This window comes from Serratia sp. ASV30 (genome assembly GCF_016428815.1).
In the GTDB taxonomy this organism is placed as follows: domain Bacteria; phylum Pseudomonadota; class Gammaproteobacteria; order Enterobacterales; family Enterobacteriaceae; genus Chania; species Chania fonticola_C.
This window is the reverse complement of record NZ_JAELTL010000013.1, coordinates 76407-94437: the sequence shown is the minus strand read 5'-3', so window position 1 is coordinate 94437 and position 18031 is coordinate 76407. Positions and strand designations below refer to the sequence as shown.

The following is an 18031-nucleotide window of genomic DNA, read 5'->3' as shown; positions in this document are numbered from 1 at the left end:
TCCGGAGCAGCATTCGGGTGTGGGAGTCGAATGTGGCACGTTTCATACCTCAGCCAATACAAGGTTGAATTCAGATATAGAAGTCAATGGGTGGCATGTCAGATACGGAAGCTAATTGGTGGCACGTTCGGTCCCCTCCCACAGGGAGAGGGAGCTGTTCCGGAGCAGCGTTCAAGGTGCGGGAGTCGAATGTGGCGCGTTTCATACCTCAGCCAATACAAGGTTGAATTCAGATATAGAAGTCAATGGGTGGCATGTCAGATACGGAAGCTAATTGGTGGCACGTTCGGTTCCCTCTCCTTGGGGAGAGGGTTAGGGTGAGGGGTAATCTCGGTGCTAATTGGCCCGTTTCGCCTGCTGCAGCCACTTGTCCAACTCATTGGCAAACTGCTGGCGATCGCGCTGGTTGAGGGTGTTCGGCCCCCCGGTCTGGATCCCGCTGGAGCGCAGGGTATCCATAAAATCACGCATATTCAGGCGTTCACGAATGGTGTCTGGCGTATAACGCTCACCGCGAGGATTCAGGGCGATAGCGCCTTTTTCTATCACTTCGGCGGCCAGCGGGATATCCGCGGTGATCACCAGATCGCCTTTTTCACAGCGGCGCACGATTTCGTTATCCGCCACGTCAAATCCTGCAGCAACCTGCAAGGTGCGGATAAATTTCGAAGGGGGCGTGCGCAAAGGCTGATTAGCCACCAGGGTAACTGGCATCGCCGCGCGATCTGCGGCACGGAACAGCACTTCTTTGATCACGTTTGGACAGGCGTCGGCATCGACCCAAATCTGCATTATTCTTGCTCCTGTAGCCAGTCGCGCACTGGCAGAAAGTCACGGTATAGCGCGGCTTCCGGGCTGTCGGTTGCAGGCTGGAAGTTATATTCCCAACGCACCAAAGGCGGCATCGACATCAGGATCGATTCGGTGCGCCCCCCGGTTTGCAGGCCGAACAGCGTACCGCGATCCCACACCAGATTAAACTCGACATAGCGGCCACGGCGATACAACTGAAACTGGCGTTCGTTGTCGCCCCAAGGCAGTGCTTTACGTCTTTCCACGATCGGCAGATAGGCCTCCAGGAAACCTTCACCTACCGCCTGGGTAAACGCGAAACAGCTTTCGAAATCCGGGGTATTCAGATCGTCAAAGAATAGGCCGCCGATGCCGCGGGCTTCATTACGGTGTTTGATAAAGAAATAGTCATCGCACCACTTCTTGTATTTTGGGTACACATCGTCACCGAAGGGGGCGCAGAGTTGTTGCGCGGTGCGGTGCCAGTGAACGGCGTCCTCGGTAAAACCATAGAAGGGCGTTAGGTCAAAGCCACCGCCAAACCACCAAACGGGCTCTTCACCCGGTTTTTCCGCAATAAAGAAGCGCACGTTGGCATGGCTGGTGGGTATATAGGGGCTGAGCGGATGGATCACCAGCGATACGCCCATCGCCTGAAAGCTGCGCCCGGCCAGTTCGGGACGATGCGCGGTGGCTGAGGCGGGCAGTGTGGCACCGGAAACGTGGGAAAAGTTTACTCCTGCCTGTTCGAACACCTTACCGTTGGTCAGCACCCGGCTACGGCCACCGCCGCCTTCCTCACGCGTCCAGCGATCTTCCTTAAAAGCGGCGCCGCCATCAGCCTGGGCCAAGTGCTCACAAATATTATCTTGCAACGCCAGCAGGAAGGATTTTACTGCGGCAATGGTGGGTAAACTCATACAGGTTATTCGCAACGGGTAACTGAACGGGGCGACAAGTATACCTTCTCGCCCCGTATTTTGCAGGTCTAGCGCGGCTTACGTTGGTGTGCGTCGTAATATTGGAAGAAGTTGATCACGCCGTCGGCGATGGCGCGGGCAATTTTTTCGCGAAAGGCGGTGGTGCCTAACAGGCGCTCCTCACCGGGGTTGGTGATAAACGAGGTTTCTACCAACACCGAAGGAATTGAAGGGGACTTTAATACGGCAAACGCCGCCTGTTCGGTGCTTTCGCTATGCAGGCGGTGAACCGGGCGGATCTGGCCCAGCACGTGGCGGCCCAGGGTCAGGCTGTTGTTGATGGTGTCGGTTTGCACCAGATCGAACAACACCTGCTGTAGATAGTTATCCTGATCTTTGTATTTGCCCCCCGCGACGTCATCGGCAGCGTTTTCCTTATTGGAGAGATAGCGTGCCATTGCGCTGCTGGCTCCACGGTTGGAAAGGGCAAACACCGAAGCACCGGCGGCATCCGGGCTGGTAAATCCATCGGCATGGATCGAGATAAACAGATCGGCCTGATGCTGGTGGGCGATTTCCACGCGCTGGAACAACGGGATAAATTCGTCCTCTTCCCTGGTCAGCCGGGCTTCAACGTGTTCGTGCTCATGCAAAAAACGCCGCACGTGGTTGGCAATTTCCAGCACCACGTGTTTTTCCTGTGAGCCTTCATGGCCCACCGCACCGGAGTCGATACCGCCGTGACCGGGATCGATCATCACCACTCTTCTGCTCCCCGTGGCCTTGGGGAGTGGTTTACTGTGCGGCTTGGGTTGCAGCATATTTGCCTGGGTGGCTGAGGTTTTCCCCCCGAGCAGGGCCAGGGCCAGGCCGGAGAGCAGCAGTTGGCGACGGGTCGATGAAGCGGTGAGGGGGCTGAAATTGAGGTAGGTTTTGCTCTGTTTATTCATCACGCGCGGCTCCAACTCGATCAATCTATTTCGCGACGTTATAGCGTATTGATACTCATTAATCGACTTGATAACTATTGCCATTTATTACCTGACAAAACCCTGCGGCTTGAAAGACGGCGGGTATCAGTCAATAATTACGTAATAATCAGATATACCCGTCGTCTTTCACGCTGCAGCTTGAAATCCATAGGGTATTAAATAAGTTAATTAACAGTAGCGAGCAACGATGGAAATTCGCGTATTTCGGCAAGACGACTTTGAAGAGGTCATCACCCTATGGGAGCGTTGCGACCTATTGCGACCATGGAACGATCCCGAGATGGATATTGAACGCAAACTGAACCACGATCCTGATCTGTTTTTGGTCGCGGAAGTGGGCGGCGAGGTGGTGGGCTCGGTGATGGGGGGTTACGACGGCCACCGTGGCTCGGCGTATTATCTGGGCGTTCATCCAGACTATCGCGGGCGAGGCATTGCCAATGCGTTGATTAATCGGCTGGAGAAAAAGCTGATTGCGCGCGGTTGCCCAAAAATTCAGCTGATGGTGCGTGAAGATAACGACACCGTGATCGAAATGTATGAAAAGCTCGGCTACGAAATTCAGGCGATCACCAGTCTGGGGAAACGCCTGATCGAAGATCAAGAGTATTGATCGTCAGGGCGGTGGTTACCACCGCCCCCAAGCCCTGGTTCAAGGCAGTTTTTTGATGTTTTTCACATCGACTTCCACGTTGTTCCAGTCCTTATCCACTTTCCCTTCCAACTGTACCTTGTCTTTTGGGGTGATGGTCTGGCCGTTCCAGCGCTTTCTGTCGATCTCTACCGTCAGCGTGCCGGTGGCGTCGCGGAAGGTGTAGGTGTCATCCCCCACGCGCTGTTCGATATTGCCCTGCAACATCACCCAGGTATCATCGCTCAACGATTTGACCTTATCTACCGTGGTCAGTGTGGCGCTAGGGCCAGAAAAGCCACCTTGCGGGCTGGTTTGCGTTTGAGCCGGTGTCGCGTTGGGGTCGAGGAACCCGCCCTGTTGAGCTAGAACCGGTGCGCTGCATAATGCGATGAGTGTGAGTAAAGCGATCTTTTTCATCTGGATCTTCCTTATCAGTGGTCTGAATGATTTCCCGTTAGCGGGACATAACCTGATTAAACCATAAGGATCTTAAGAGCTTCTTAAGCTGGAGATTGAAAATGGTGGCCACCGTCGCCATTTGCAAGGGTAATCATAACATCGGCAAGGAAAAGTCTTTGAAGGCGTCAACACACCGGTTTTCACCGGACGATTACGATCAGCACGGTATGTTACGGTTGCCGCTGTGGTTTTGGGGCGTACTGATCTTACAGGCTCGTACCTGGCTACTGTTTGTGATGGCGGGCACCTCACGCGATCAGGGTGCTGGCTTGTTACAACTGTTCTATCCAGATACTCAGCGCTTTTGGTACGGTATTGCGCTTGGGCTGCCTGCGGCGCTGGCCTTTTTGATTGCTGGCCGCCGCCAGCATTGGCCACGTCTGTGGCGTAGTTGGCGTTGGGTACTGATAGTTTCGCTGGCGGCAGCGCTGCTCGGCTCGCTGTACAGCCTGTGGCAGCAAGACAGCAATGAACCTCCGTTGGATCTCCTGCTGGCGCTGTTGGATGTGCTGGCGATGGGGTATCTGTTAATGAATCGGCGCTTGAAAGCCTGTTTTATCCCGCAGGATGAGGCGGGTTAATTGTTAAAAGTTGCGGCACTTTTCCCAATTTACGCACTCCAATCTGGCAATTGATGGCGCAGCCACAGTGGTTATGAGAGGCTGCATATCGCCGATGTCTTTGATGTTAAGGAGCTATGAATGAATATTCGCCCACTGTTGTTAGGGCTACCGCTGTTGTTGACCGGCTGTTCGGCCATGTCAAACTTCTCCTGGTCAAGCCTGTCGCCGTTCAACTGGTTTGGCGGCAGCGTAGAGGTCAGTGCTAAAGGCGTCGGTGATGTGGGGGCTGGTACCCCCATGACGGAAGCGGCGATTGGCAAGGGCCTGAATAACAATTACCGCATGCGTGGCGGGATGGCGACCAATCAAGGGCAGATTGTTTCCTACTTCCAGGCATTGGACGGCGATGACGTGAAGCTGGTGATCACCGGGGAGCCTAAAGGCCACGTGCAGCGCATTGACGTGATGGATGCCAAGATCGCCACCGAATGGGGCAGCAAGTTGGGTACGCCGTTTAGTGAACTGTTCAACAAGGCCTACGGCGCCTGTAAACCAGCCGAAGGTGAGGATGCTGGCAAGGTCGAGTGTGTGGCACAGCAAAGCCGCAATGTCAGCTATATCTTCAGTGGTAAATGGGCTGGCCCGCAGGACCTGATCCCACCGGACGATACTCTGCAGAGCTGGACGGTGAGTAAAATCGTCTGGCATGCCAAAGCACAATAATTCTCATTGCGGGCGCACCTTGCGGTGTGCCTGCCTCGTTTGGCGTTAAATCCCTATTTTCTTTGCGTTCGGGCAAGGCAATCAGCCTGCTGTGCGTTATGATATTGCGCGTTTATAACAGGGCAACCTGTTACCCGATTCAGGTCTTGAGGAAATCAACATGACACAGGTTCAGAGCGGCATCCTGCTGGAACACTGCCGTTTTGGTATTTTTATGGAAGCGATGGTACAGGGCGAATTCGTCGATCTGCGCCAAGGTTGCAAACAGTTTTGTCAGGTGCTTGGCGAGTTGCAGCAACAGTTTCCAGATGCCCACTTAGGTGCGGTTATCGCTTTTGGCTCCGACGTTTGGCATGATCTCTCCAATGGCCAGGGTGCCAAAGAGCTGAAGCCTTTCACGCCGTTGGGCAAAGGGCTGGCACCGGCCACCCAACGCGATATGCTGATCCATATTCAATCGCTGCGTCATGACGTTAACTTCACCCTGGCGCAGGCCGCCTTGGCCGCGTTTGGTAACACCATTCGTATTGAAGAAGAAACGCACGGTTTCCGCTGGGTAGAAGAGCGCGATCTGAGCGGCTTTATCGACGGTACCGAAAATCCGCAGGGCGAACAACGCCCGGAAGTCGCGGTGATTGGCGCTGGCGAAGAAGACGAAGGTGGCAGCTACGTGCTGGTACAGCGTTACGAGCACAACCTGCGCCAGTGGCAGCGTTTCACTACCGAACAGCAGGAACAGATCATTGGCCGTACCAAACAAGACAGTGAAGAACTGCCGCCGGATCAACGGCCAGATACCTCGCACGTCAGCCGTGTCGATCTGAAAGAAGACGGCAAAGGGCTGAAAATTTTGCGCCAGAGCCTGCCTTATGGCTCCGCCAGCGGCAAACATGGCCTGTATTTCATCGCCTATTGCGCGCGCCTGCATAATATCGAACAGCAGCTGTTAAGCATGTTCGGCGAGCTGGACGGCAAACACGACGCGATGCTGCGTTTCAGCCGCGCGGTGACCGGGAGCTACTACTTTGCCCCTTCGCTGACGCGTCTGATGTCGCTTTGATGTAATTGGCTTTTATGTAGGGGTATAGCACGCTGTTAAACGGGCGCAGCATGCGGCACCCCTACAATAAATTCATCAACATTGTCATTCTCTGGGCCAGTTCTTCTGGCTCCGGGCTTTCCCTCCCTCTGCGGTGAACCGCTCCCCTCCTGCCTTATAGCGTTTGATGCTTGAAAATCACTAAACGGTATATAAAAGCGTTACAGGTCTGCATCAAGTTATAAATACACTGGTCAATATCAGGGCATCAGCCCGGCGGTAAGACTCAGTGATAAGGTGCGCAATGGAACATTCCCGGGTTAGAAATACGCTGTTGAAAGGTTGGCTGGTGGCGGCATTGTTAGCCAGCGGTACGGTTTCGGCGGCAGAATTGCTCAACAGCTCTTATGACGTCTCCCGCGAACTGTTTGCTGCGCTGAACCCTGGCTTTGAAAAACAGTGGGATCAGCAGCATCCGAACGACAAACTGACCATCAAACAGTCCCACGCCGGTTCTTCCAAACAGGCGCTGGCGATCTTGCAGGGGCTGCGTGCCGATGTGGTCACCTATAACCAGGTCAGTGATGTGCAAATCCTGCACGATCGCGGCCAACTGATCCCGGCAGATTGGCAGCAACGCCTGCCGAACAACAGCTCTCCCTTCTATTCCACCATGGCGTTCCTGGTGCGCAAGGACAACCCGAAAGGCATCCACACCTGGAGCGATCTGGTGCGTGATGACGTGAAGCTGGTATTCCCGAACCCGAAAACCTCCGGAAATGGCCGCTATACCTATCTGGCCGCCTGGGGCGCTGCCAGCCAGGCTGACGGCAACGATCAGGCCAAGACCCGCGAGTTCATGACCCGTTTCCTGAAAAACGTGGTGGTGTTTGATACCGGTGGCCGTGGTGCAACGACGACCTTTGTCGAGCGTGGCCTGGGCGACGTGCTGATCAGCTTTGAATCCGAAGTGAACAATATCCGCAAGCAGTACGGCGCAGACAAATATGAAGTGATCGTGCCGCCGGTTGATATTCTGGCGGAGTTCCCGGTGGCCTGGGTGGACAAAAACGTCGAGAAAAACGGCACCGAGCAGGTGGCCAAAGAATACCTGAACTATCTCTACAGTCCGGCGGCCCAGAAACTGATCACCAGCTTCTACTATCGCGTCAATGACCCACAGGTGATGGCGGCGGCCAAAGGCCAGTTCCCTGAGACCAAGCTGTTCAGCGTGGAAGATCAGTTCGGTGGCTGGCCACAGGTGATGAGTGCCCACTTTGCAACCGGCGGAGAATTGGACCAACTGTTAGCGGCAGGGCATAAGTAATGTTTTCGATGGCCAGCAAGCGGGTTCTGCCTGGGTTTACTCTCAGTTTGGGAAGCAGTCTGCTTTTCACCTGCCTGATTTTGTTGTTGCCGCTCAGCGCGCTGGTGATGCAGTTGGCGCAGATGAGTCTGGCACAGTATTGGGAAGTGATCACCAATCCGCAGGTCGTCGCGGCCTATAAAGTGACGCTGCTGGCAGCCGGAGTTGCCAGCATTTTCAACGCGGTGTTTGGCATGCTGATGGCCTGGATCCTCACTCGTTACGAGTTCCCCGGCCGTTCCTTGCTGGATGGCCTGATGGATTTGCCGTTTGCATTGCCTACAGCTGTGGCCGGCCTGACCTTGGCAGGGCTGTTTTCTACCACCGGTTGGTACGGCCAATGGCTGGCTCATTTTGATATCAAGGTTTCCTTCACCTGGTTGGGGATTGCGGTGGCGATGGCCTTTACCAGCATTCCTTTCGTGGTGCGCACGGTGCAACCGGTGCTGGAAGAGTTGGGGCCGGAATATGAAGAGGCCGCTGAAACGCTCGGGGCTACCCGCTGGCAGAGCTTCCGCCGCGTGGTATTGCCAGAGGTTGCGCCAGCGCTGCTCGCCGGGACGGCGTTGTCGTTTACCCGCAGTCTGGGAGAATTTGGTGCGGTGATATTTATCGCTGGCAACATCGCCTGGAAAACCGAAGTGACCTCATTGATGATTTTTGTGCGCTTACAGGAGTTCGATTACCCGGCAGCCAGTGCGATTGCCTCGGTGATCCTGGCGGCATCACTGCTGTTGTTGTTTGCCATTAACACCTTACAGAGCCGCTTTGGCCGCCGAATTGGAGGGCACTGATGGCTGATGTTACCGCCCTGAACGGCGCAGAGCGCCCACGCGTGAATTGGGGGAAATGGACGCTGATTGCCATCGGTGCGCTGTTCTCCATCCTGCTGCTGGTCGTGCCGATGGTGATGATCTTTATCGAGGCATTTTCCTCCGGCGTGGGTGCCGTGTGGCATAACCTTTCGGACCCGGACATGCTGCACGCCATTTGGTTGACGGTGCTGGTGGCGCTAATCACCGTGCCAGTCAACCTGGTGTTCGGTACTTTGCTGGCCTGGCTGGTGACGCGCTTTACCTTCCCTGGCCGCCAACTGCTGCTGACGCTGTTCGATATGCCGTTTGCGGTGTCGCCGGTGGTCGCGGGGCTGCTGTATCTGCTGTTTTACGGCACCAACGGCCCGATTGGCGGCTGGCTGGATGCCCATAATATCCAACTGATGTTCGCCTGGCCGGGCATGGTGCTGGTGACAATATTCGTGACCTGCCCGTTTGTGGTCCGTGAACTGGTGCCGCTGATGATGAGCCAGGGCAGCCAGGAAGACGAGGCCGCGGTGCTGTTGGGCGCTTCCGGTTGGCAGATGTTCCGCCGCGTCACCTTACCGAACATCCGCTGGGCATTGTTGTATGGCGTGGTGCTGACCAACGCCCGCGCGATTGGCGAGTTTGGTGCGGTATCAGTGGTGTCCGGTTCTATCCGTGGCGAAACCTATACCTTGCCACTGCAAGTGGAATTACTGCATCAGGATTACAACACCGCTGGGGCGTTTACCGCTGCGGCACTGTTGACCCTGATGGCGATAGTCACCCTATTTCTGAAAAGTGGACTGCAATGGCGCCTGGCGCGTCAGGATGCGCGTCTCGAGCGGGAGGAAAATCATGAGCATTGAGATTAACGGTATCAACAAGTCTTTTGGCCGTACCAAGGTATTGAACGATATCTCGCTCGATATTCCTTCCGGTGAGATGGTGGCGCTGTTAGGCCCATCCGGTTCGGGCAAGACCACCTTGCTGCGTATTATCGCCGGGCTGGAAAGCCAGAGCAGCGGTAAGCTGGGTTTCCACGGCACCGACGTCAGCCGCGTGCATGCGCGCGATCGTCGCGTCGGCTTCGTGTTCCAACACTACGCGCTGTTCCGCCATATGACGGTTTTCGACAATATCGCCTTTGGCCTGAGCGTGCTGCCACGCCGTGAACGTCCGAATGCGGCGGCGATCAAACAAAAAGTGGAGCAGTTGCTGGAGATGGTGCAGTTGGGTCATCTGGCTAACCGCTACCCTTCACAGCTTTCCGGCGGCCAGAAGCAACGTGTCGCCTTGGCGCGCGCGCTGGCGGTGGAACCCCAGATCCTGCTGTTGGACGAGCCGTTTGGTGCGCTGGATGCCCAGGTGCGTAAAGAACTGCGCCGCTGGCTGCGTCAACTGCATGAAGAACTGAAATTCACCAGCGTGTTCGTGACTCACGATCAGGAAGAAGCGATGGAAGTCGCCGATCGCATCGTGGTGATGAGCCAGGGGAATATCGAGCAGGTAGGTTCACCGACCGAGATCATGCGTGAGCCCGCGACCCGTTTCGTGCTGGAGTTTATGGGCGAAGTTAACCGCCTGAACGGCGAAATCCGCGGTTCACAGCTGTTTGTGGGCGCTCACCAATGGCCGCTGTCGTTCCAGCCAATGCACCAAGGCAGCGTCGATCTGTTCCTGCGCCCGTGGGAAATGGAGATCGGCACCGATTGCAGCGCCCGTTGCCCATTACCGGTACAGGTGTTGGAAGTCAGCCCGCGTGGCCACTTCTGGCAGTTGACCGTGCAGCCGATTGGCTGGCATCAGGAACCTATCAGCGTGATTATGTCAGAAGGTCATGTTGCACCGGCGCGCGGGGACCGTTACTACGTTGGCAGCCTGAATGCCCGCCTCTACGCCGGTGAACAACTGTTACAACCGGTTGCGTTAGCGAAAAGCGCCTGATAATTTCTAACCATTCCCATTTAAGGCAACCCAGGGTTGCCTTTTTACATTATACGCAGGCAATGATTGTGACCACGCTGGAACAATGCATCGGTAATACACCGTTAGTAAAACTACAACGACTGGCCGAAGGGCTGGACAGTGAAATCTGGCTCAAGCTGGAGGGCAACAATCCGGCGGGGTCGGTCAAGGATCGGGCCGCGCTGGGGATGATCCAGCAGGCGGAACTGCGTGGTGAAATCCAGCCGGGCGATACGCTGATCGAGGCCACCAGTGGCAATACCGGCATCGCGCTGGCGATGATCTGTGCAATGAAAGGCTATACGCTGAAGCTGCTGATGCCGGAAAACATGAGCATGGAACGCCAGGCGGCGATGCGTGCCTATGGTGCCGAACTGATCCTGGTCAGCCGTGAGCAGGGGATGGAAGGGGCACGTGACCTGGCGCTGGAGATGCAGCAACAGGGGCAGGGCAAGGTGTTGGATCAGTTCAACAATCTGGATAATCCCTACGCGCATTTCACCACCACCGGCCCGGAAATCTGGCAGCAGACCGCCGGTCGTATCACTCATTTCGTTTCCAGCATGGGCACTACCGGCACCATTACCGGCGTTGGTGGCTACCTGAAAAGCCAAAATCCGCAGGTGAATATTATTGGCTTACAGCCTGCTGAAGGCAGCAGCATCCCGGGGATCCGCCGTTGGGCACCGGCCTATCTGCCGGGTATTTTCCGCCCGGAGCTGGTGGATCAGGTGTTGGATATGGCACAAAGCGAAGCCGAACAGACCATGCGCCAACTGGCGCAGCGGGAAGGTATTTTCTGCGGTGTCAGCTCTGGTGGAGCCGTAGCTGGGGCGTTGCGCGTTGCTGCGGCCAACCCTGGCAGCGTCATTGTCGCTATTATCTGCGATCGCGGTGACCGCTACCTGTCTACCGGCGTATTTTCCTAGCTGAGCGATAATTGGTAGGGAGGAGCGAGACTCTCTACCTATTCCCCAACCTCTGCCATTTATCTCCTCAAGATCGAGTATCCCCTGAGCCATAAGCCCCGTCTTTCATTTGTGCCGGGAGAATGTCAATGTGTAAGGATTAGGTAAAACCGGCTGCGTACAGCCACAATAGACGCGAAAATGGCGGTAAATCAGCGGAGGAATGGGCATGAAAATTTTATTGGTCGATGACGATCTGGAACTTGGCACCATGCTGAGCGAATACCTGACGGCTGAAGGATTCAACGCGTCCCTGGTGCTGACTGGCAAGGCCGGAGTGGATGGGGCGCTTTCTGGCGATTATACCGCAATGATCCTCGACATCATGCTGCCGGACATGAGCGGGATCGACGTGCTGCGCGAGGTTCGCAAAAAGAGCCGTTTGCCGATCATCATGCTGACGGCCAAGGGAGACAATATCGACCGGGTGATCGGGCTGGAGATGGGGGCCGACGACTATGTGCCCAAGCCTTGTTACCCACGCGAACTGGTGGCACGCCTGCGTGCGGTGCTGCGCCGGTTTGAAGAGCAGCCGGAAGCGGTGGATAAAGTCTCGACCCTGAAATTTAATGAATTGACGCTCAACCCGTCCACCCGCAGCAGTGCCTGGCAGGGTAAGGCATTTGATCTCACCGCCTCAGAATTCAACTTGCTGGAGTTACTGCTGCGCTCTCCTGAACGAGTAGTGTCGAAGGATGAACTGTCAGAGAAAGGGCTGGGGCGGCCACGCGAGGCTTACGATCGCAGCGTGGACGTACATATCAGCAATATCCGCCAGAAGCTGGGCGCGCTAACCGATAACCGACTGAGCATTGAAACCGTGCGCAGTATCGGTTACCGCATCAGGTAATGCCGATGCGCGGAAGACTGTTCTGGAAAATCCTGCTCGGTTTCTGGCTGACGTTTATCATCATGACCCAGGCGCTGTGGGTGACGTTCGCGTTCTATGGCAATCGCCATGAATCGCCGGAAAACAACATGGCTCGGCGCATTGTCAATCTGCAACTGACCTCTGCGGCCTCCGTGTTACACAGTGGTGGCATGCCAGCATTGAACGCGATGGTCGCCGACTGGCCTGAAGTCGAGCGCCGCTTCTTTAGCGTGACGCCTATGGCCCAACCTCCAGCCGAGCAGACAGATCAAAGCCAGGTACCTCGGCCTACCAAGATGGTGGAGTGGGTCAAGGGGGCGGACAATCAGGGTTACCTGTTGAGCTACGATGTGGAGGGGCTGCGGGCCGAATATCGGCCAGCCAAGCGTTGGCGTTTGCTGAATATTCCGGAGCCGATGCTGTGGGTCGGTGGGCTGGGGGGCTTGCTGTTCAGCGCTATGTTGGCCTGGAACCTGACGCGCCCGATGCGCCAACTGCGCGTCGGTTTTGAGCGGGTAGCGCAGGGCGATCTGGCGGTGCGGCTGTTCCCGGCGATGCGGCGGCGACATGACGAGCTTTCTGAGGTGGCGCGTGACTTTGACAGCATGGCAGAGCGGCTGGAGGTATTGGTTAGCGCCCGTGAGCAATTGCTGCATGATGTCTCCCATGAGTTGCGCTCCCCATTAGCCCGCTTGCAGCTAGCCATCGGCCTGGGGCGGCAAAATCCGGGTAACGTGGAGAACTCGTTGCAGCGTATCGAGCATGAAGCCGGGCGGTTGGACAAGATGATCGGCGAACTGTTGGCGCTGTCACGCACCGAGAACAGCGGCCTGTCGAATGATGAGGAGTATTTCGATCTTTATGGGTTGGTGGACGCGGTGGTTAACGATGCGCGCTACGAGGCGCAAATCCCCGGCGTAGAGATCGTGTTGCAGGCCAGTTCCGACGTGGAGTACACCGTAAAAGGCAATGCCGAGTTGATGCGCCGTGCGGTTGAGAACATTGTGCGTAATGCCCTGCGCTTTTCCAGTCACGGCCAGAGCGTGACGGTGGTGCTGTCGCGTATCGACCAATTGTTCCAGATCCAGGTCCGCGATCAGGGGCCGGGCGTGGAGGAGTCGAAGCTGTCCAGCATCTTTGATCCCTTCGTTCGGGTAAAGTCGGCGATGTCTGGCAAGGGCTATGGCCTGGGTTTGGCGATCGCTCGCAAAGTGGTGCTGGCCCATGGTGGGCAGGTTGAGGCACACAATGGCGAACAGGGGGGGTTGGTGATCACGCTGCGGGTACCGCGCTGGCCAATTTAACGATAATGCTGCTTGTCCAGACCGTACTTTTTCATCCGCAGGTAGAGCTTTTTACGCGGGATCTGTAAATACTCGGACACCTCATTAATCCGCCCCTGATGCAGGTTCAACGCCTCGGTAATGATCTGGCGCTCATAGTCTTCGATACGCTGATCCAGCGGAGCGGGATCGGAACCGTGTAACAGCGGATTGGCGGTCTCTGCCAGTGGCATCACCCCGACGGCAAACAGCTCTGCGGCATTGGCCAGCTCGCGCACGTTATTTGGCCATATCCTTTTGACTAAACGCTTAATCAACTCGGCTGGCAGATCCGGCAACGGATGGTTAAGGCGCAGGCAGGCCTGTTCCAGGTAGTGGCGGAACAATGGCTCTATATCGTCGGGACGCAGAGAAAGCGGCAGGCAGGCGATTTGGGTCATGGCAAAGCAGTAATAGAAATCGGGCAGGAGGGTATGCCCGGCGGCCAGCTCCACCAACGGTGAAGTCCCAATGCCGATCAGCCGGAAGGGGAGCGGGTCTTGCCCCTGGAGCTGGATCAGCCGCGCCTGCTGGGGGATAGACAAGTGCTCAAGGTGGCGTAAAATCAGCGTCCCGCCGCTTACCTGCTCAATCCATTGCTCTAACGGTGCCTCACCCCCTGGCGTCAATTCACCCACGATCAACGGCTGTTCGCTACGATGGCTCATACGGTGTAAATAACGGGCTGCCAAAGTCCTGCCGACCCCTAGCTCCCCTTGCAGGTAAACCGCCAAATCGGTTTCGGCCACCTGCTGCAAACGCACTCGTAGCTGCTTTACCCACTCACTACGGCCAATCAGATTGCTCTGCAGCTGTTCTTGCTGCCAACGACGACGGGCAATGTAAGAACGTCTCTGGGCCAGCGCGGTGGCGACCTGTTCGAGTAGCTGGGCCGGGTTGACCGGTTTTTGCAGGAAGTCCCAGGCCCCTTTTTTCACCGCTTCAACCGCCATCGGCACATCGCCATGGCCAGTGATCAACAACACCGGTAAACAGGCATCGTGAGCGAGCAGTAGCGCCATCAGCTCAATTCCGGAACAGCCAGGCATACAGACATCGCTGATAACGATCCCTGGCCACTCCTCACCGAGCATTTCCTGTGCCTTAAGTGGGTTACTACAGGCCTGAACCTGATAGCCTGCCTGGTTGAGCAGCATGGTATAGGCATCTAGGACGTCGGCATCGTCGTCGATTAACAGAATTTGCGCTTGTTGGCTTAACATGGTTGATCCACCGGTTGAAACTGTAAAACGACGCAGGCGTTTTGCGTCAGCGTAGAGGCCAGATGCAGGCTACCGCCCATTTGCTGCATCAGCGAAAGCGAGATGGACAGGCCAATCCCCAAACCTACCGATTTGCTGGTGGTGAAAGGTTTGAGTAACGATTCAGCCCGCGCCAGCGGCCAGCCAGGCCCATTATCCCACAGCATGATCTGCCAACTGGACGCCTGGCGTTGCCAGCTTATCTGCAATAGTGGCCGCTCCTGGCAGGCATCCAGCGCGTTGCTCATCAGATTGACCAACACCTGCTGAATGCGCACCTCATCGCCTAACACATTTGGCGCACCTTCCGGTAGCCGCAGTTCCCCGTGCAGCGGTTGGTGGCGAAGAGCCAGCAACTCCCAGGCGGCGATGAATGACTGGCGCAAATCAACGGGCTGAGAGGGGCTATCCTGTTCCGTTCGCCGGGTGAATTGCCGCAGCATGCGGATGATGGCATCCATGCGGCCAATCAGACCGTCTGCTTTGGTCAGGGCCAGCGCGGCCGCCTCTGGTTGTTGTTTCTCCACCGCATGACGAGCGGTAAACAGGTACATCGATAGAGCGTTCAGCGGCTGATTGATCTCATGGGCCAGGGTGGTCATGGTCTGCCCAACCACGGCCAGCTTGGCGGCCTGCACCAGCTCATCCTGCGTGGCACGCAAATGCAGCTCAATGCCCTTGCGCTCGGTAATTTCCTGCTCCAGCCGGGATTTTTGCTGGTTCAATTGGCCTAGGGTGCGCCGCAACAGACGTGCGATGCGGCCCAGTTCATCGCCACCGTAAACCGGGATCACCGCGTTGGTTTCCCCAAGGCCGATACGCACCACCACCTGGTTCAGCTGGGTAAAACGCTTGACCAGGCGGGAACGGATAAAGTAGTGATTGAGCAAATACACCAATAACATCGCCAGCAGGGTGGCGATCACAATTAGCCTGCCGCTGACGCGGATGATTTGCTCCAGGCGATGGTTAAAGGTCTGCATCTGCTGGTGGCTGTTACTCAGTTGCGATTCCAGCTGTGTGCGAAAGCGGGCAAGCGTGGCCTCCTTGGCCTGAGTGGCCAGCGTAAGTGCCTGTTGCGCCTGATGATAGTTTTTCATCGCTGCGGGCATACTGTTTTCGGCAATGCCGGTCTCCAGCAGTTCGTCGATGGTTTGCCGCAGCGTGATGGTACTGGGATGAGCCTGCAACCCCTGCATATTTTCGTTCGCCGTCTTTTGCAGATAGGCTAGGTAACGTACATGCTCGGCAACCGAGGTGGGCTCTTCAGCGCCGGATTGCAGCTCGTTGAGGCGATCGCGCAGGGCATCGGCGATCTGGTTCTCGATGCGTGCCAGGGCATAGACCTGCTGTTGTTCACTTTGTACTTCGCGCAAACTAGCCTGCAATCGGGGGAATACCTGGCCAGAGCCTGTCTCCATCTGATCGAGCAATGCCCCCTGTTGCCAACTGAAATCCTGCACCAGCGAATTCAGCTCGGTGGTGAAGTCATCATGTAGCCAACTGATGCGCGCGGCGATCTCATTGACCTTTTCCCCGGCGATAAACATGTTGTACAGCGCGTTGTCCAATCGGCCCAACAGTTGGCGGCTTTCTGCCAGCGTCGCCTGAATTTGCTGACGTTCAGGGTTATCCAACAGCATGCTGGCCTGCTCGATTTGTTCCAAATGGCCGACGATCTGATTTCTCAACTGTAGGCGGGCATTGGTATTGGCGGCCTGCAAAAATTCATTGAGCTGATCGACCAGCGTGTTCAGATTGCTTTCGATCACGAACGAAGATTGGATGCGTGGAAAGTAATCATCCAGCGCATAGCGGACCTGCGAGCTTTGCTCATGCCAAGAGTATAGGCTGACCCCGCTGACGGTAAGCGTCAGCAGCGCGCCGGTGAGAAAGGCTCCCCGCAGGCAGGCGCTGATAGTCAGGCGTTTAAAGAAGCGCGGCAATAAACGGCTCATTTCAACTCTTCCAGCGCCTTGATGGCCTTTCTCTGCTGCTGCTGAAAGAACAGCTGCCATTCCATGACCTGCTGCTCACTCTCGCTACGTGCCGCAAACTGTTTAAGGTACTGAGGATCTTCGCTTTGGGCCTGGGTGACAGGAATGGCGGTCAACAAGGCGCGGATCTCCGGCAAAGGCCGTTTGAGGCGGCTTTCAGCGCCATGCAACGCTTTCCAGGCGTCCTTGAGCTGAGACAGGCGGAAGCTGATGGCCGTATCAAACAGCTTTTGCACCAGGCGCTGACGTTGCAAAATTAGGGAGTAATTCAGCGGTGGCCGCTGTAACAGCTTTTGCTGTTGCGCAAAACGTGGGTTATCTGCCGGCAGTGGAACCACAGGGTATTTTCCCGTGCTGGTATCTGCCAGGACCCGCTGCCCCTGCGGGCTGAGCAGAAACTGTATAAAGCGCCGGGCCTCAGCGGGATAATGGCTATTGCTCGTTACGGCAATATAGGTGGGGGAGGCCGCGGCCTGAGGGAAATAATGGAAGGCCAGATGCGGATCGTCGAGCAGTAGATTGGCGTAGTTATCGATAATCGGCCCAACGGAACCCAGGCCGCTTTTGACTTTATCCGCCACGCCAAAGCTGCGCGAAGAGATAGTGATCAGGTTACCGGCCGCCGATAGCATCGTTTGCCAGCCAGATTGCCAGCCCCGCTGTTGCAACAGCGATTCCACCATCAGGTGGTTGGTATCCGAGCGGGAAGGGCTGCTCATCAGCAAAGCACCCTGGTAGCGGGCATCGGTCAGATCGTCCCAATCGTCTGGCAGCGGCAGCCGTTTCTCTGCCAGATTGGTGCGGTTGATTAGCAGGCCAAAGCCCGAAATGGCCACCGCCACGGCGGTATTGCGGATAGGTTCAGGTACCAGCCGCTGTGATTGTTCCGGAGCACCCTCATAGTTTGCCAGACGCTGATGCTGTTGCAGGTGCTGGAGCAGCATGGGGGAGGAGGTCAGTACCAGATCGACGTTGTCGCTGCCGGTGCTGTCGAGCAGTTGTTCCAGGGAACTGCTGGTGCGGTTCAGCGTGCGGATGACCACCGACTGAGGCTGGCCTTGCCAACGGCTGATGAGGTAGGCGGTTGCCTCTGGTGAAAAGGTAGTGGCCATCACCAGTTCATTTCTTTTGGCTCCGGCGACACTGGATAACAGCCAGCAGACCATTGCCGTAAAAATGAGCGTTGCACGCATAATAAAATTCTCCCTCGACCTCATCGTTTGTGATCTTATTCATAAAATCGCAATGACGATAAAAATAACCCGCAAAACATTTGGGACAAAAATATTTTCGTGAACCAATAGGATTTAGCCGGGGTTATAACGTTGATGAAGCCAGGATATTACCATTGATAG

The 18031-nt window shown here is 56.1% G+C and carries 18 protein-coding genes; 11 read left to right on the top strand and 7 right to left on the bottom strand.

The window, feature by feature from the left end:
- Positions 1–336: 336 nt before the first annotated feature.
- The 3 genes from JHD74_RS08465 to amiA all read right to left on the bottom strand — a co-directional run bounded on the left by JHD74_RS08465 (position 337) and on the right by amiA (position 2662).
- Positions 337–792 carry a YaiI/YqxD family protein gene (locus JHD74_RS08465; RefSeq protein WP_024527105.1) on the bottom strand — a complete coding sequence of 152 codons (456 nt, stop codon included), beginning with the start codon at positions 790–792 and terminating at the stop codon, positions 337–339.
- A complete protein-coding gene (hemF, locus tag JHD74_RS08460; protein WP_199062388.1) occupies positions 792–1712 on the bottom strand; it encodes an oxygen-dependent coproporphyrinogen oxidase in 921 nt (306 codons plus the stop codon). The genes JHD74_RS08465 and hemF overlap by 1 nt, the downstream gene beginning before the upstream one ends.
- A gap of 68 nt (positions 1713–1780) precedes the next feature.
- Entirely contained in the window at positions 1781–2662 is an 882-nt protein-coding gene (gene amiA, locus JHD74_RS08455) for an N-acetylmuramoyl-L-alanine amidase AmiA (protein WP_199062408.1), read from the bottom strand.
- Between the two features lie 229 nt (positions 2663–2891).
- On the opposite strand from amiA, the gene JHD74_RS08450 reads away from it, so the two are divergent.
- Positions 2892–3317, top strand: a complete 426-nt coding sequence (locus JHD74_RS08450; protein ID WP_024527108.1) for a GNAT family acetyltransferase — start codon at positions 2892–2894, stop codon at positions 3315–3317.
- 39 nt (positions 3318–3356) lie between these two features.
- Here the strand turns inward: JHD74_RS08450 and JHD74_RS08445 are convergent, their stop codons facing one another.
- Positions 3357–3755, bottom strand: coding sequence for a YgiW/YdeI family stress tolerance OB fold protein (locus JHD74_RS08445; RefSeq protein WP_199062386.1), 399 nt, complete (start codon positions 3753–3755; stop codon positions 3357–3359).
- Between the two features lie 158 nt (positions 3756–3913).
- Between JHD74_RS08445 and JHD74_RS08440 the strand changes: the two genes are divergently transcribed.
- The 10 genes from JHD74_RS08440 (at position 3914) to JHD74_RS08395 (ending at position 13399) form a co-directional block, all read left to right on the top strand.
- Positions 3914–4378, top strand: coding sequence for a DUF2919 domain-containing protein (locus tag JHD74_RS08440; RefSeq protein WP_024484488.1), 465 nt, complete (start codon positions 3914–3916; stop codon positions 4376–4378).
- 120 nt (positions 4379–4498) lie between these two features.
- Positions 4499–5083, top strand: a complete 585-nt coding sequence (locus JHD74_RS08435) for an RpoE-regulated lipoprotein (RefSeq protein WP_024527111.1) — start codon at positions 4499–4501, stop codon at positions 5081–5083.
- 160 nt (positions 5084–5243) lie between these two features.
- Positions 5244–6143, top strand: coding sequence for a Dyp-type peroxidase (locus tag JHD74_RS08430; RefSeq protein ID WP_074031470.1), 900 nt, complete (start codon positions 5244–5246; stop codon positions 6141–6143).
- A 283-nt stretch (positions 6144–6426) separates the two neighbouring features.
- Entirely contained in the window at positions 6427–7449 is a 1023-nt protein-coding gene (locus JHD74_RS08425; RefSeq protein WP_024527113.1) for a sulfate ABC transporter substrate-binding protein, read from the top strand.
- Complete coding sequence (gene cysT / locus JHD74_RS08420; protein ID WP_024527114.1) at positions 7449–8282, top strand: sulfate/thiosulfate ABC transporter permease CysT; 834 nt, start codon at positions 7449–7451, stop codon at positions 8280–8282. The genes JHD74_RS08425 and cysT overlap by 1 nt, the downstream gene beginning before the upstream one ends.
- On the top strand, positions 8282–9157 hold the full coding sequence (gene cysW, locus JHD74_RS08415; RefSeq protein ID WP_199062384.1) for a sulfate/thiosulfate ABC transporter permease CysW: 876 nt from the start codon (positions 8282–8284) through the stop codon (positions 9155–9157). The genes cysT and cysW overlap by 1 nt, the downstream gene beginning before the upstream one ends.
- Positions 9147–10235: a sulfate/thiosulfate ABC transporter ATP-binding protein CysA gene (cysA, locus tag JHD74_RS08410; protein ID WP_024527115.1), complete on the top strand. Its 1089-nt coding sequence runs from the start codon at positions 9147–9149 to the stop codon at positions 10233–10235. The genes cysW and cysA overlap by 11 nt, the downstream gene beginning before the upstream one ends.
- 68 nt (positions 10236–10303) lie before the next feature.
- Positions 10304–11185, top strand: coding sequence for a cysteine synthase CysM (gene cysM / locus JHD74_RS08405; protein WP_039995377.1), 882 nt, complete (start codon positions 10304–10306; stop codon positions 11183–11185).
- A gap of 208 nt (positions 11186–11393) precedes the next feature.
- Positions 11394–12074, top strand: coding sequence for a response regulator transcription factor (locus JHD74_RS08400; RefSeq protein ID WP_024527117.1), 681 nt, complete (start codon positions 11394–11396; stop codon positions 12072–12074).
- 5 nt (positions 12075–12079) lie between these two features.
- The gene (locus JHD74_RS08395) at positions 12080–13399 is read left to right on the top strand and encodes an ATP-binding protein (protein WP_074031472.1); all 1320 of its coding nucleotides are present in this window, start codon (positions 12080–12082) and stop codon (positions 13397–13399) included.
- Here the strand turns inward: JHD74_RS08395 and JHD74_RS08390 are convergent.
- Genes JHD74_RS08390 through JHD74_RS08380 form a run of 3 tightly spaced genes read right to left on the bottom strand, consistent with a single transcriptional unit; the run spans position 13396 to position 17869 of the window.
- Positions 13396–14640 carry a sigma-54 dependent transcriptional regulator gene (locus JHD74_RS08390; RefSeq protein WP_199062382.1) on the bottom strand — a complete coding sequence of 415 codons (1245 nt, stop codon included), beginning with the start codon at positions 14638–14640 and terminating at the stop codon, positions 13396–13398. The two genes, JHD74_RS08395 and JHD74_RS08390, sit on opposite strands and share 4 nt — an antisense overlap.
- Complete coding sequence (locus JHD74_RS08385; RefSeq protein ID WP_199062380.1) at positions 14634–16637, bottom strand: ATP-binding protein; 2004 nt, start codon at positions 16635–16637, stop codon at positions 14634–14636. The genes JHD74_RS08390 and JHD74_RS08385 overlap by 7 nt, the downstream gene beginning before the upstream one ends.
- Positions 16634–17869, bottom strand: a complete 1236-nt coding sequence (locus tag JHD74_RS08380) for an ABC transporter substrate-binding protein (protein ID WP_282440806.1) — start codon at positions 17867–17869, stop codon at positions 16634–16636. The genes JHD74_RS08385 and JHD74_RS08380 overlap by 4 nt, the downstream gene beginning before the upstream one ends.
- Positions 17870–18031: the final 162 nt, after the last annotated feature.

Coding starts and splice junctions, on each gene's coding strand:
- JHD74_RS08465 (WP_024527105.1), bottom strand. CDS start 792: ATGCAGATTTGGGTCGATGCCGACGCCTGTCCAAACGTGATCAAAGAA.
- hemF (WP_199062388.1), bottom strand. CDS start 1,712: ATGAGTTTACCCACCATTGCCGCAGTAAAATCCTTCCTGCTGGCGTTG.
- amiA (WP_199062408.1), bottom strand. CDS start 2,662: ATGAATAAACAGAGCAAAACCTACCTCAATTTCAGCCCCCTCACCGCT.
- JHD74_RS08450 (WP_024527108.1), top strand. CDS start 2,892: ATGGAAATTCGCGTATTTCGGCAAGACGACTTTGAAGAGGTCATCACC.
- JHD74_RS08445 (WP_199062386.1), bottom strand. CDS start 3,755: ATGAAAAAGATCGCTTTACTCACACTCATCGCATTATGCAGCGCACCG.
- JHD74_RS08435 (WP_024527111.1), top strand. CDS start 4,499: ATGAATATTCGCCCACTGTTGTTAGGGCTACCGCTGTTGTTGACCGGC.
- JHD74_RS08430 (WP_074031470.1), top strand. CDS start 5,244: ATGACACAGGTTCAGAGCGGCATCCTGCTGGAACACTGCCGTTTTGGT.
- JHD74_RS08425 (WP_024527113.1), top strand. CDS start 6,427: ATGGAACATTCCCGGGTTAGAAATACGCTGTTGAAAGGTTGGCTGGTG.
- cysT (WP_024527114.1), top strand. CDS start 7,449: ATGTTTTCGATGGCCAGCAAGCGGGTTCTGCCTGGGTTTACTCTCAGT.
- cysW (WP_199062384.1), top strand. CDS start 8,282: ATGGCTGATGTTACCGCCCTGAACGGCGCAGAGCGCCCACGCGTGAAT.
- cysA (WP_024527115.1), top strand. CDS start 9,147: ATGAGCATTGAGATTAACGGTATCAACAAGTCTTTTGGCCGTACCAAG.
- JHD74_RS08400 (WP_024527117.1), top strand. CDS start 11,394: ATGAAAATTTTATTGGTCGATGACGATCTGGAACTTGGCACCATGCTG.
- JHD74_RS08395 (WP_074031472.1), top strand. CDS start 12,080: ATGCGCGGAAGACTGTTCTGGAAAATCCTGCTCGGTTTCTGGCTGACG.
- JHD74_RS08390 (WP_199062382.1), bottom strand. CDS start 14,640: ATGTTAAGCCAACAAGCGCAAATTCTGTTAATCGACGACGATGCCGAC.
- JHD74_RS08385 (WP_199062380.1), bottom strand. CDS start 16,637: ATGAGCCGTTTATTGCCGCGCTTCTTTAAACGCCTGACTATCAGCGCC.
- JHD74_RS08380 (WP_282440806.1), bottom strand. CDS start 17,869: ATGCGTGCAACGCTCATTTTTACGGCAATGGTCTGCTGGCTGTTATCC.